The sequence below is a fragment of the Actinosynnema sp. NPDC002837 genome, assembly GCF_040295345.1.
Taxonomy (GTDB): Bacteria; Actinomycetota; Actinomycetes; order Mycobacteriales; family Pseudonocardiaceae; genus Actinosynnema.
Genome location: NZ_JBEOVG010000037.1, coordinates 38,162 through 50,851, shown reverse-complemented (window position 1 = coordinate 50,851; position 12,690 = coordinate 38,162). Strand labels below are relative to the sequence as shown.

Below are 12,690 nucleotides of genomic sequence, written 5' to 3'. Positions count from 1 at the left end.
GCTGTGGACACGGGGGTCGCCCCCCTTGTACCCGGAGCAACGATGGTCACTCCCCGACAATTCCCTTCAACAAGCAGTGGACGTCTTCAACAGAACGTTGTAGCTTTCGGTTCACCCGAATGCAGGAGGTGCCCGTGCGCAGGACCGCAGCCCTCGCCCTGTCCCTGTTCGCGCTGGTGGCGTGCGGTTCGCCCGCCGAGGACCCGCCGGCCGGGACCGGCGACGACCTGCCGTCGTCCTCGGCGATCGTCGACGCGGTCACCAAGGACGACGCCCTGGCCGCGACCCTGCCGGCCGCCATCGCCCGATCGGGCAAGCTGCGCGTCGGCTCGAACATCCAGAACCCGCCGAACAACTTCTACGCCGCCGACGGCAAGACCCCGGTCGGCTCGGAGGTCGACCTGGCCAAGGCGCTCGGCGCCAAGCTCGGGCTGACCGTCGAGCACCAGGACATGGCGTTCGGCTCGCTCATCACGAGCCTGCAGGCGGGCCGGATCGACGTGACCATGGCCGCGATGAACGACACCCCGGAGCGGCAGCAGGCGATCGACTTCGTCGACTACTTCACCTCCGGCATCACGATCATGGTGCAGAAGGGCAACCCGGCGGGCATCAAGAGCCCCGACGACCTGTGCGGCAAGTCCGTCGCGGTCAACCTCGGCTCCAGCCAGGAGACCTACGCGAAGGAGTTCCAGTGCCTGTCCGGCGAACCCATCGGGGTGACCGCCACCGACAGCGACACGCAGAACCAGAACCAGCTGCGCACCGGCCGCGTCGCCGCCATCCTCAACGACCTGCCGACCGCCGTGTACGTGGCCAAGACCGCGGGTGACGGCGAGTTCTTCGAGGTCGTGGACCTGGCCCCGATCAACGGCGGCCCGTACGGCATCGGCGTCAACAAGAACACCCCCGAGCTGACCGGGGCGTTGCGGAAGGCGTTGCAGGCGCTGATCGACGACGGCACCTACGGCAAGATCCTCGAAGCCTGGGACGTCGAGCAGGGCGCCGTCACGAAGGCGACCGTCAATGGCAAGTGACACCGACGAGCTGGTCGTCGTCCCGCTGCGGCACTGGGGGCGGTGGGTCGTCGGCGCGGCGATCCTGGCCGTGCTCGGCGCGCTGGTCTGGGCGCTGGCCGGCGCGAAGATCGACTACGCCGCGGTGCCGGGGTTCTTCACCCACGACATCATGCTGCGCGGCCTGGTCAACACGGTCGTGCTGGCGCTGGCCGCGCAGGCGGGCGCGATCGTGCTCGGCGTGCTGATCGCGCTGCTGCGCCGCTCGGCCAACCCGGTCGCCCGCTGGTTCGCCGCCGGGTACGTGTGGCTGTTCCGCGGCCTGCCGGTGCTGCTGCAGATCCTGCTGTGGTTCAACCTGGCGCTGGTGTTCGAGAACATCTCCATCCCGGGGGTGTTCGAGGAGAAGACCAACGTCCTGGTGACCGCGTTCGTGGCCGCGCTGCTCGGGCTGGGCCTCAACGAGAGCGCCTACATGGCCGAGATCGTGCGGGCCGGGCTGAACAGCGTGGACCACGGCCAGGTCGAGGCGGCCAAGGCGATCGGCATGACGCCCGCGACCACGTTGCGGCGCGTCGTGCTGCCGCAGGCCATGCGGGTGATCATCCCGCCGACCGGCAACAACTTCATCAACATGCTCAAGGGCACGTCCATGGCGTCGGTCATCGGGTTCCTGGAGCTGATCCACGCCGCCAACAACATCGCCTCGCGCAACCTCCAGATCATGGAGACGCTGCTGGCCGCCGCCGCGTGGTACATGGTCGTGGTCAGCGTGGCGAGCGTCGGGCAGCACTTCCTGGAGCGCTACTACGGCAAGGGGGTGGCCCGGTGACCCTCGTGCGGGCGGTGGGCGTGCGCAAGTCGTTCGGGTCCACTCCCGCCGCCGGAGGTGGCAATCGGATACAAGTGTTGCGCGACTTCAACCTCACGGTGGCCGCGGGGCAGGTGGTGTGCCTGCTCGGGCCGTCGGGTGCGGGCAAGTCGACGTTCCTGCGCTGCGTGAACCACCTGGAGACGATCGACGCCGGCCGGATCTGGGTGGACGGCGAGCCGGTCGGGTTCACCGCGCGCGGCGGGAAGCTGTTCGAGCTGCGCGAGCGGGAGGTGGCGCGGCAGCGGCGCGGTGTCGGCATGGTGTTCCAGCGGTTCAACCTGTTCCCGCACCGCACGGCGGTGGAGAACGTCGCCGAGGGCCCGGTGCACGTGCTGCGGACGCCACGCAAGGCGGCCGTGGACGAGGCGCGGGCGTTGCTGGACCGGGTGGGGCTGGCCGACAAGGCCGACTCCTACCCGCACCAGCTGTCCGGCGGCCAGCAGCAACGGGTGGCGATCGCGCGGGCGCTGGCCATGCGGCCCAAGCTCATGCTGTTCGACGAGCCGACGTCCGCGCTGGACCCGGAGCTGGTCGGCGAGGTGCTGGACGTGATGGCCGACCTCGCCCGCGACGGCATGACCATGATCGTGGTCACGCACGAGATCGGGTTCGCCCGGCAGGTCGCCGACTCGGTGGTGTTCATGGTGGACGGCGCGGTGGTCGAGACCGGGCCGCCGGGTCAGGTGCTGGACAATCCGCGACAGCAACGCACGCAGCAGTTCCTCGCGAAGGTGCTCTAGGTGGTCATGCGCATCCCGTCGTCCTACCTCGTCCAGTTCCACGAGCCGGAGGGGTACCTGGACTTCGCCCGCTTCGGGCCGCCGTCGTTCGCCGTGGTGGACGCCTCCACGCGGCTGGTGGAGGCCTCGGTGTCGGCCGGGCCGTCCACGGTGGACGACCTGATGCGCCAGGAGCTGCGCGCGAAGGCCGCGGTGGCCCGGCTGTGCCGCGGCGACACCGACCACGTGACGCTGCTGCCGAACACGAGCACCGGCCTGTTCCAGACCGCGCTGGGGGTGACCGGCGAGGTGCTGGTGTCGTCGGGGGAGTTCCCGGCGAACACCTACCCGTGGGCGCGGTCGCCGTCGGTCGACGTGTCGTGGCTGCCGCCCGGCCCGGTGACGGCCGACGTGGTGCGGGAGGCGTTGACGCCCCGCACGACCGCCGTGTCCGTGAGCGCGGTGGACTTCCGCACCGGCTACCGGGCCGACTTGGCGGCGCTGCGCGAGGTGGTCGGCGATCGGCTGCTGGTCGTGGACGGCATCCAGGGCTTCGGGGTGGTCGACGAGCCGTGGGAAGTGGCCGACGTGCTGGTGGTCGGCGGGCAGAAGTGGCTGCGGGCGGGCTGGTCGACGGGGTTCATGACGCTGTCGGACCGGGCGCTGGGCAGGCTCGACCCGGTGCTGTCGGGCTGGACGGGCGCCGAGGACCCCGGGTTGTTCGACAACGGCATCCACCCGGTCGGCGAGGGGGCCGCGGGCTGGTCGATCACCAACCTGAGCCCGATCGCCTCGGGTGCGCTGGCGGCGGCGTTGGAGCTGGTCGAGGTGGCCGGGGTCGAGGCCATCCACGCGAGGATCGTTGAACGATCCGGCGAACTGGCCGAGGTGATCCGCGCGGCCGGCGGGGAGGTCGTGTCCGCGCCGGACCGCCGGGCGGGCATCCTCGCGTTCACGCTGCCCGAGCACGCGCCGTCGGTGATCGGCGCGGCGCTGGCGGACGCGGGCGTGGCGGCGACCGTGCGGCCGGAGCACGTCCGCCTGTCGCCGCACGCCTCCACGACGGCCGACACCGTCGCCCGCTTCGCCACCGCGTTGAAGGAGATCCGCAAGCCGGTCGTCGTCGAAGTGCCCGCGCCCGCTCCGGCGGTGACCTCCGAGGTGCTCACCGCGCTGATCCCGACGGTGAACAGCCTGGCCACCGCGTTGGGACCGGGCACCGAGGTCGTGCTGCACGACCTCGGCGCCCTGCCCAACTCGATCATCGCCATCGCGGGCGAGCTGACCGGCCGCAAGGTCGGCGGCCCGATGACCGACCTGCTGCTCGGCCTCGTCCGCCGCGGCACGACGCAGGACCTCGCCGGCTACGAGACCTACGCGCCGGACGGGCGGGTGATCCACTCGTCCACCGTGTTCCTGCGCGACGCCGACGGCGTGGCGGTCGGCTGCCTGTGCGTGAACAGCGACCCGGGCCCGGACCGGCGCCCGGAGCAGGCGGTGTCGGGTGCACCGGCGGTGGAGGCCTTCCCCGGCGACGTCGACACCCTTCAACGGCTCCTGGTCGAACGCGCCGTGACCGCCGTCGGCGTGCCCGTGGAGCTGATGAAGAAGTCGCACAAGTCCCAGGTGGTGCGGGTGCTCGACGAGGCGGGCCTCTTCCTGATCCGCGACTCGATCGACTACCTGGCCGGCGTGCTGGGCGTGACCCGGTACACGATCTACAACTACCTCAACGAGGTCAGGGGCTGACTGCCCTCGTGCACGGCCGCGTGGGCGGCGTCCCGCGCGGCGTTGGCGTCGTCGTCGGTCAGGGTGCGGGTCGGGTGGCGCAGGACCAGGCGCAGCAGCACGTTCTTCTGGTCCGGTCGCGCGCCCAGCCTCGCCACGGCCGCCGGCGGCAGGTCGGACACCGGGGTCTCGCCGACCACGGTGACCTCCTCCACCAGGTCGCCGACGGCGGCGCGCACGACGTCGCCGATCGTCTCGCCATCGGCGTCCGCGCCGACCGCGACGGAGATGTCCCGCATGACCGGCGGGTGCCTGGACACCGGCCGGTAGGGCGTGAGGTCCAGCATCTGGGCGGCCACGCGCGGGTCGTCCGAGGACAGCAGCCGGATGTCCGGGACGCCCTTGCGCAGCATCAGCAGCCGGTCGAGGCCGACGCCCAGCGCCAGGCCGTGCACGTCGTCGGGCAGCCACGCCCGGCGCAGGACGTGCCGGGCCGCCAGGCCGCACTCGGCGACCTCCAGCCACTCGCCGTCCACCAGCACGTCCACCTGCCGTCCCGCCGTGGTGTACGGGTGGGTCGCGGGCGTCGTCCGGTACCGCAGACCGGGCACGGCGGTGGTGATCACGGCGTCGATCAACTCGTCCAGGTCGGCCCGGTGGTGGGAGATCCGCCACAGGTCGAGCTGGTGCGGCGTGCCCGAGTGCACCCGGTCGACCGCGTCGCGGCGGTACACCATCCCCACGCACGCCAGCAGCACGTCGTCCCAGCCGTCCTGCGTGCCGAGCAGCCGCAACGCGGGCGGCACCATGGCCGTGGTGTGGCTGCGCAGCATGCGGTTCTCGCCGGTGTAGCGCGTGTAGCGGGCGTCGCGGGTGACGGCGTCGGGCGGGTAGCCCAGCGCGGTGTAGTTGTCGTCGACCGACACCTCCGGGTGGTCGCGCAGCACGCGCGGCTCACCCGGCAGGGCGGCGAGGACGTCGTCGACCAGCAGTTGCATGGCGTGCGGCCCGTAGGTGGGGTCGCTGAGGTCGCGAGGCACGGCGGGTGGTCCCTTCGGAGGTGGTGGACGTCGGCTGGAGGGGGAATCCCCCGAGCCGGTCCGCCACCGGGACCGCGTGAACTAGCGCACGCCGCAGGCCCCAGCGGCCGGGTCTCCCGGCCGGGGGCGGCTAAATCGGCGCGTCACGTTTTCCACGATAGCCCGCGCGTGCCGCATGATGCACGCATGTTGTCGAGCAAGGGCGAGGACTTCCGCGCGTTCTGGACCGAGCGCCACCTGTGCACGCTGACCACGATCCGCCCCGACGGCACGCCGCACGTGGTGCCGGTCGGCGTCACGCTGGACGTGGAGACGGCCACCGCCAGGGTGATCACCTCGGGTGACTCGCACAAGGCGCGGCGGATCCTGGCCGCCGGCGGCGCTCCCGTGGCGGTGTGCCAAGTGGACGGACGTCGGTGGTCGACGCTGGAGGGGCACGCGGTCGTCCGCCGCGAGCCGGAGGTGGTCCGGGACGCCGAGCGGCGCTACGCCGACCGCTACCGCACGCCCCGGCCCAACCCGCGGCGCGTGGTGATCGAGATCGCCGTCACCCGCGTGCTGGGGACGGTGTGAGCGTCACGGTCGTCGGCATCGGCGCCGACGGCTGGGCCGGGCTGCCGGACGCGTCGCGGCACGAGATCGCGTCGTGCGAGGTGCTGATGGGCAGCGCCCGGCAGCTCGACCTGGTGCCGGGGGAGTTCGAGCGGGTGCCGTGGCCGTCGCCGTTGCTGCCCGCGCTGCCGGGGCTGCTGGCCCGGCACGCCGGGCGGCGGGTCGGCGTGCTGGCCAGCGGCGACCCGATGTTCCACGGCATCGGCGCCACCGTGGTGCGGCTGCTGGGCGCCGAACGGGTCCGCGTCGTGCCGCACCCGTCGTCGGTGTCGCTGGCGTGCGCGCGCCTGGGGTGGGCGTTGCACGACGTGGCCGTGGTGAGCCTGGTCGGCAAGCCCGCCGCGCTCGTCGTGCCGCACCTGCACCCCGGACGGCGCGTGCTCGTGCTCGGCGGGAACCCGCGCGAGGTCGCGGCCCTGGCCCCGGACGCGCGGCTGACCGTGCTGGAGCAGCTGGGCGGGCCGGGGGAGCGGGTGCACCACTCGCTCGACGACGCCGACCCGTTGCACGTGCTCGCGGTCGAGTGCGGCGCGGACGGCGCGTCGCTGACGCCGGGCCGGCCGGACGAGGAGTACGAGCACGACGGGCAGTTGACCAAGCGCGAGGTGCGGGCGGTGACGCTGGCGCTGCTCGCGCCGCGCCCCGGCGAGCTGCTGTGGGACGTGGGCGCGGGTGCGGGCAGCATCGCCGTCGAGTGGTGCCGGACCCACCCGGGCTGCCGGGCCATCGCGGTGGAGCGGCACCCCGAGCGGGCCGCGCGCATCACCCGCAACGCGGCCAAGTGGGGCGTGCCGGGCATCGAGGTCGTCGTCGGCTCGTCGCCGGGCGCGCTCGACCTGGAGGCGCCTGACGCGGTGTTCATCGGCGGCGGCCTCACCGCCGAGGGCGTGGTCGAGCGCTGCTGGGACGCCGTCAAGCCCGGCGGGCGGTTGGTGGCCAACGCCGTGACGCTGGAGTCGGAGGCAGTGCTGACCCGGTGGCACGGCAGGCTGGGCGGCGACCTGAGCCGGATCGAGGTGAGCCGGGCGACCGCGATCGGCGGCTTCACCGGCTGGCGCCCGCAGATGCCCGTGACCACCTGGCTAGTGACCAAGGAGCGTTCGTGACCGTCCACTTCATCGGCGCCGGGCCCGGCGCGGCCGACCTGCTCACCCTGCGCGCGGCGCGGCTCATCGCCGAGTCGCCGGTCTGCCTGTACGCGGGCGCGCTGGTGCCGGCCGAGGTGCTGGAGCACTGCCCGCCCGGCGCGCGCCTGGTCGACACCGCGAACCTGGACCTCGACGAGATCACGACCGAGCTCGCCGCCGCGCACGCCGCCGACCAGGACGTGGCCCGCCTGCACTCCGGCGACCCGTCGGTGTTCAGCGCGATGGCCGAGCAGATGCGCCGGCTGGACGCCCTGGGCATCGCCTACGACGTGACGCCGGGCGTGCCCGCCTTCGCCGCAGCCGCCGCGTCGCTGAACCGCGAGCTGACCGTGCCGGGCGTCGGGCAGACGGTGATCCTGACCCGCACCGCGGCCCGCGCCACCGCGATGCCGCCGGGGGAGGACCTGCTGACGCTCGGCCGCCCCGGCGCCACGATCGTGCTGCACCTGGCCGTGCAGCGGATCCTGGAGGTGGTCGCCGATTTGCTGCCGAACTACGGCGCGGACTGCCCGGTCGCCGTCGTCGCCCGTGCCGGCCGCGACGACGAGCTGGTGTTGCGCGGCACCCTGGCCGACATCGCCGACCAGGTGCGCGCGGCGGGCGTGAAGCGCACCGCCGTCATCGTCGTGGGCCGGGTGCTGACCGCCGAGGGCTTCCCGGACAGCCACCTCTACTCGACCACCCGCAGCCGGTCGTGACGGGGTCAGGCCCGGCCGACGACGGCGCCCGCGCGGTCGATCACGATCACGTCCACGGTGACCGGGGCGCCGCGCAGCACGTCGTCCGCCGTCGCCTTGGCGCGTTCGGCCACCAGGTCGCCCAGCGGCACCCCCGCCGCCTGGCACACCTGCAACGCGCCGAGCGCCGTGTTCGCTTCGAGGACGGCCGAGGCGAGCGCCGGGTCGGCCACGAGCGACGCCAGGAAGCCCAGGTTCACCTGCGACCGCCCCGAGTGCAGGTCCAGGTGCCCGTCCGCCAGCTTGGACAGCTTCCCGATCCCGCCCGCCACGGTCAGCCGGCGCACGGGGTGGCGGCGCAGGTACTTCAGCACCGCGCCGGCGAAGTCGCCCATGTCCAGCAACGCGTCCTCCGGCAGCCCGTGCAGCGCCGCCGCGACCTTCTCCGACGTGCTCCCGGTGCACCCGGCCACGTGCTCGTAGCCCTGCGCCCGCGCCACGTCGATGCCCCGCCGGATGCTGTCGATCCACGCCGAGCACGAGTACGGCACCACGATCCCCGTCGTGCCCAGGATCGACAGCCCGCCCAGGATCCCCAGCCGCGGGTTCCAGGTCTTGCGCGCCAACTCCTCGCCGTGCTCGACCGAGATCGACACGACCACGTCGCCGCTGCCGCCGTGCTCGGCCGCGACCCGCGCGACGTGCTCGCGCATCAGCTGCCGCGGCACGGGGTTGATCGCCGGCTCGCCGACCGCCAGCGGCAGGCCGGGCTTGGTCACCGTGCCGACACCGGGCCCCGCCTCGAACACCACGCCGCTGCCCGGCGCGCCGTGCCGGACGGTGGACCCGACCAGCGCGAGGTGCGTGACGTCCGGGTCGTCGCCCGCGTCCTTCACGATCGCGGCGAACGCCCGGCCCTCGCCCAACTCCTCGCGGGCCAGCGCGAACGACGGCGTCTGACCCTTCGGCAGCACGATCCCGACCGGGTCGGGGAACTCGCCGGTGAGCAACGCCGTGTACGCCGCCGTGGTCGCGGCGGTGGCGCAGGCGCCGGTGGTCCAGCCGAAGCGCAGGTTCGTGCTCACGACGACAGGATGCAACAGCCGTGAGGACCGTGCTGGTGCTGGGTGGCACGGGCGAGGCCCGCGCGCTGGCCGCCGCGCTCACCGGCGCCCGCGTGATCTCGTCGCTGGCCGGCCGGGTGGCCGACCCGAAGCTGCCCGCCGGCGAGGTCCGGATCGGCGGCTTCGGCGGCGTGGACGGGCTCGTGGCCTACCTGCGGGCCGAACGCGTGGACGCCGTCGTCGACGCCACGCACCCGTTCGCCGACCGCATCACCGCGAACGCCCTCGCCGCCACCACCGCGACCGGCACGCCGTTCCTCGTGCTGCGCCGCCCCGGCTGGCCGCCGGAGGACGACTGGCATTACGTGGACAGCGTCGCCGAAGCCGCCGCGCTCGTCGCCGGCCGCCGCGCGTTCATCACCACCGGCCGTCAGGAGCTGGCCGCGTTCACCAGCGGTGTCGCGCGCACCGTCGACCCGCCCGACCCGCCGAACCCGCACGTGCACCTCGTGCTCGACCGCGGACCGTACACAGTGGACGGTGAACTGGCGCTCCTGCGCGAGCACCGGATCGAAGTCCTGGTCACCAAGGACAGCGGCGGTCCGATGACGGCGGCCAAGCTGACCGCGGCCCGTCACCTCGGCATCCCCGTCGTCGTCGTGCGCCGACCACCGCCGCCACCGGCGCCGCTGGTGGAGACGGTGGCCGAGGCCGTCGACTGGCTCACCCGGGGTAGCGGCGCGGCGTGAACACCGTGCCGCGCGCGCTGACCCGCGTCTGCGAGGACCCGACCAGCAACAGGCACCGCATGTCCACGGTGGACGCGTCCAGGTCCGCCAACCGCACCACCCGCACGGACTCCTCCGGCCCGCCGACGTCGCGCCCGACGACCACCGGCGTGTCGGGGGAGCGGTGCCGCAGCAGCGCGTCCCGCGCCTTGTCCACCTGCCACGTGCGGCTGCGCGAGGCCGGGTTGTAGATCGCCAGCACGAGGTCGGCCCTCGCCGCCGCCTCCAGCCGCTCCTCGATCACGTCCCACGGCTTGAGCCGGTCGGACAACGACACCACGCAGTAGTCGTGCCCCAGCGGCGCGCCGACCCGGCTCGCCACCGCGTGCGCCGCGGTCAACCCCGGCAGCACCGTCACCGGCACGTCCGCGAACTGCTCCTCGGTCGCCACCTCCAGCACCGCGCTGGCCATCGCGAACACGCCAGGGTCGCCCGACGACACCACCGCGACCCGCCGCCCGCGCTTGGCCAGGTCCAGCGCGAACGCCGCCCGCTCGGCCTCCACCTTGTTGTCCGACGCGTGCCGCCGCTGCCGCGGGTTCACCGGCACCCGGTTCAGGTAGGTCACGTAGCCGACCAGGTCGTCGGCCTCCGCCAGCGCCCGCCGCGCCTCCGGCGTCAACCACTCCGGCCCGGCCGGGCCGAGCCCGACCACCACCACCCGGCCCTCGGGCGCCGGCCGCGCCGCGGGCTTGCTCGGCAGCAACGCCAACGAGAAGTACGGCACCCCCTCGGCGTCCACTTCGGACAGCGGCGCGGTCCGCTGCGCGCCGGTCGTCGCCCGCTCCACGTACCAGGCCTCGTCCAACCGCCCCGCGCGCGCCAGCGCCTCCCGCACCTGCGGGAACGTCCGCCCCAGCTTCATGATCGCCACCGGGTCGCCGCCGGCCAGGTGCTCCACCAGCGCGTCCGCCGACAACGTCCCCGGCAGCACGGTCAGCACCTCGTCCCGCTCCACCAGCGGCCGGCCGATCACCGCCGCGCCCGCGCTCACCGACGTCACGCCGGGCACGACCTCGGCCTCGTACCGGTGCGCCAGCCGCTTGTGCAGGTGCATGTAGGAGCCGTAGAAGAACGGGTCGCCGGCCGCCAGCACCACCACCGTGCGCCCGGCGTCCAGGTGCGCGGCCAACCGCGCCGCGCACTCCTCGTAGAACGCGTCGATCTCGCCCTGGTAGTCGTCGGAGTCCTCGGTCGTGACGGGGTAGACCAGCTGCTCCTCGACCTGCCCCTCCCGCAGGTACGGCGCGGCGATGCGGCGCGCGACGCTGCGCCCGTGCCGCGCGCTGTGGAAGACGACCACGTCCGCCTCGCCGATCAGCCGCGCCGCCTTGACGGTCACCAGCTCCGGGTCGCCCGGACCCACCCCGACCCCGTACAGCTTGCCCGTCATTCTTCCTCGCTCGCGATCGCGTTGAGCGCCGCCGCGGTCATGGCGCTGCCGCCACGCCGACCGCGCACGACCAGGTGCTCCAACCCCAGGTCGTTGTCCGCCAACGCGTCCTTCGACTCGGCCGCGCCGATGAACCCCACCGGCACCCCCAGCACGGCGGCGGGCCGGGGCGCGCCCGCCGCGATCATGTCCAGCAGGTGGAACAACGCGGTCGGCGCGTTGCCGATGGCGACCACCGCGCCGTCCAGCCGGTCGCGCCACAGCTCCAACGCCGCCGCGCTGCGCGTGGTGCCCAGCTCCGCCGCCAGGTCCGGCACGCGCGGGTCGCCCAACGTGCACACGACCTCGTTGTCCGCGGGCAGCCGCCGCCGCGTCACGCCCGCCGCGACCATCTGCGCGTCGCAGAGGATCGGCGCGCCGGCCACCAGCGCCGCCCGCGCGTCGCGCACCACGTGGGGCGAGAAGTCGACGTCCGCGACCAGGTCGACCATCCCGCAGGCGTGGATCATGCGCACCACCACCCGGGACACGTCCGACGGGAAGCGCGCCAGGTCTGCCTCGGCGCGGATGGTGGCGAAGGAGCGGCGGTAGATCTCCGCGCCGTCCTTGACGTAGCTGGTCAATTGATCTCCTCGTACCCGTCGCCGGTCGCGACGAACTCCACCACGTCGCCGGCCGGCCTGCCGCACCGGCGTGCGCAGCCCGACCAGTGCACCCGGCCCGGCGTGGACCGGGTGTCGAGCCAGCGGGTCGCGTCGGCGCGCACGTCGGCCAGCGACTTGGCGCAGCCCGGCCGCCCGGTGCACGCGCTGACGCCGTGCCACGGGGAGTCCGGCGAGGTGAACAGGCCGCCGGTGTCGCTCCCGGCCGGCAGCACCACGCTGCGCCACGGCGTGAGCCGGACCGGCACGCCGGCCAGCAGCCGTGCGTCCCAGCGCCCGAACGGCACGCCCGCCACGACCGCGGAACCGTGCGGCCCCGGTGCGACGGGCGTCACATCCGGCTCGATCCGGACGTCACCCGGAACGCCCAACGCCGCCGTGATCTTCCGCACACCGCCGTCCACTTCGGACAGCCGCCACGCGTCGCCGCGGAGCTCGCCGAACAGCCGCGCGGCGGTCACCACGGCCGCGACCGGATCGGCCACGCGCAGCCCTGAATCGTGGCCTGCCAGGAACAACGCGTCGCCGACCAGCCCGACGTCACCTCCCAGGCCGCTGACCGCGCCACCCACCGTGACCAGGAAACGCCCTGGCAGGGACGCCAGCTCCGGCACGGCCAGCAACGCCGCGTCGATCTCGTCGACCAGCGCCTGGTTGTCGTCCAACGGCGCGGCGACGATGTTCCGCATCCGCTCGTGGCTCATCGAGGGCAGCAGGCCGACGTCGCGCAACCGCGCGCCCAGCTCGTGCTCCGCCCCCGGCGTCAAGCCCCTGATCTGCAGGTTCGCCCGCGAGGTCAACTCCAGGACGCCGTCGCCCAGCTCGATCGCGGCGGACCGGAGCACGTCGACCTGCCCGGCGTCCAACGTCCCGCCGGGCACCCGCACGCGCGCCAGCCCGCCGTCGGCGGCCCGGTGCACGTCGACCGCGCCGGGGCAGGCGTCCGGGTGAGTTCGATCCGTGGGCATG

13 protein-coding genes are annotated in these 12,690 nt (G+C 73.8%); 8 read left to right on the top strand and 5 right to left on the bottom strand.

Annotation, left to right across the window (positions count from 1 at the left end; translation table 11 throughout):
* Positions 1-119: 119 nt before the first annotated feature.
* The 4 genes from ABTZ99_RS24115 to ABTZ99_RS24100 are packed head-to-tail and all read left to right on the top strand — an operon-like array spanning position 120 to position 4,358.
* Complete coding sequence (locus ABTZ99_RS24115; protein WP_499614122.1) at positions 120-1,037, top strand: ABC transporter substrate-binding protein; 918 nt, start codon at positions 120-122, stop codon at positions 1,035-1,037.
* A complete protein-coding gene (locus ABTZ99_RS24110; protein ID WP_498772617.1) occupies positions 1,027-1,848 on the top strand; it encodes an amino acid ABC transporter permease in 822 nt (273 codons plus the stop codon). The genes ABTZ99_RS24115 and ABTZ99_RS24110 overlap by 11 nt, the downstream gene beginning before the upstream one ends.
* Positions 1,845-2,630, top strand: coding sequence for an amino acid ABC transporter ATP-binding protein (locus tag ABTZ99_RS24105; protein ID WP_499614119.1), 786 nt, complete (start codon positions 1,845-1,847; stop codon positions 2,628-2,630). The genes ABTZ99_RS24110 and ABTZ99_RS24105 overlap by 4 nt, the downstream gene beginning before the upstream one ends.
* Before the next feature lie 6 nt (positions 2,631-2,636).
* Positions 2,637-4,358 carry an aminotransferase class V-fold PLP-dependent enzyme gene (locus tag ABTZ99_RS24100; RefSeq protein ID WP_499614184.1) on the top strand — a complete coding sequence of 574 codons (1,722 nt, stop codon included), beginning with the start codon at positions 2,637-2,639 and terminating at the stop codon, positions 4,356-4,358.
* Here the strand turns inward: ABTZ99_RS24100 and srmL are convergent.
* The gene (gene srmL, locus ABTZ99_RS24095; RefSeq protein WP_499614117.1) at positions 4,334-5,377 is read right to left on the bottom strand and encodes a PheS-related mystery ligase SrmL; all 1,044 of its coding nucleotides are present in this window, start codon (positions 5,375-5,377) and stop codon (positions 4,334-4,336) included. The genes ABTZ99_RS24100 and srmL overlap by 25 nt on opposite strands.
* A gap of 186 nt (positions 5,378-5,563) precedes the next feature.
* On the opposite strand from srmL, the gene ABTZ99_RS24090 reads away from it, so the two are divergent.
* Genes ABTZ99_RS24090 through cobM form a run of 3 tightly spaced genes read left to right on the top strand, consistent with a single transcriptional unit; the run spans position 5,564 to position 7,835 of the window.
* Positions 5,564-5,950, top strand: coding sequence for a pyridoxamine 5'-phosphate oxidase family protein (locus ABTZ99_RS24090; protein WP_498772623.1), 387 nt, complete (start codon positions 5,564-5,566; stop codon positions 5,948-5,950).
* Positions 5,947-7,095: a precorrin-6y C5,15-methyltransferase (decarboxylating) subunit CbiE gene (gene cbiE / locus ABTZ99_RS24085; protein WP_499614114.1), complete on the top strand. Its 1,149-nt coding sequence runs from the start codon at positions 5,947-5,949 to the stop codon at positions 7,093-7,095. Before ABTZ99_RS24090 ends, cbiE begins: the two co-directional genes overlap by 4 nt.
* Positions 7,092-7,835 (top strand): precorrin-4 C(11)-methyltransferase, encoded by a 744-nt coding sequence (gene cobM, locus ABTZ99_RS24080; RefSeq protein ID WP_499614111.1) that lies wholly within the window; start codon positions 7,092-7,094, stop codon positions 7,833-7,835. Before cbiE ends, cobM begins: the two co-directional genes overlap by 4 nt.
* A 5-nt stretch (positions 7,836-7,840) precedes the next feature.
* Here the strand turns inward: cobM and ABTZ99_RS24075 are convergent, their stop codons facing one another.
* On the bottom strand, positions 7,841-8,899 hold the full coding sequence (locus ABTZ99_RS24075) for a cobalt-precorrin-5B (C(1))-methyltransferase (protein ID WP_498772629.1): 1,059 nt from the start codon (positions 8,897-8,899) through the stop codon (positions 7,841-7,843).
* A 20-nt stretch (positions 8,900-8,919) separates the two neighbouring features.
* Here ABTZ99_RS24075 and ABTZ99_RS24070 point away from each other — a divergent pair, with 20 nt between their 5' ends.
* Positions 8,920-9,627 carry a cobalt-precorrin-6A reductase gene (locus ABTZ99_RS24070; protein ID WP_499614108.1) on the top strand — a complete coding sequence of 236 codons (708 nt, stop codon included), beginning with the start codon at positions 8,920-8,922 and terminating at the stop codon, positions 9,625-9,627.
* Here ABTZ99_RS24070 and ABTZ99_RS24065 read toward each other — a convergent pair.
* Genes ABTZ99_RS24065 through ABTZ99_RS24055 form a run of 3 tightly spaced genes read right to left on the bottom strand, consistent with a single transcriptional unit; the run spans position 9,602 to position 12,689 of the window.
* A complete protein-coding gene (locus ABTZ99_RS24065) occupies positions 9,602-11,059 on the bottom strand; it encodes a precorrin-2 C(20)-methyltransferase (RefSeq protein WP_498772633.1) in 1,458 nt (485 codons plus the stop codon). The two genes, ABTZ99_RS24070 and ABTZ99_RS24065, sit on opposite strands and share 26 nt — an antisense overlap.
* Complete coding sequence (locus ABTZ99_RS24060; protein ID WP_498772635.1) at positions 11,056-11,682, bottom strand: precorrin-8X methylmutase; 627 nt, start codon at positions 11,680-11,682, stop codon at positions 11,056-11,058. Before ABTZ99_RS24060 ends, ABTZ99_RS24065 begins: the two co-directional genes overlap by 4 nt.
* A complete protein-coding gene (locus ABTZ99_RS24055) occupies positions 11,679-12,689 on the bottom strand; it encodes a ferredoxin-like domain-containing protein (RefSeq protein WP_499614104.1) in 1,011 nt (336 codons plus the stop codon). Before ABTZ99_RS24055 ends, ABTZ99_RS24060 begins: the two co-directional genes overlap by 4 nt.
* Between the last annotated feature and the right edge of the window lies 1 nt (position 12,690).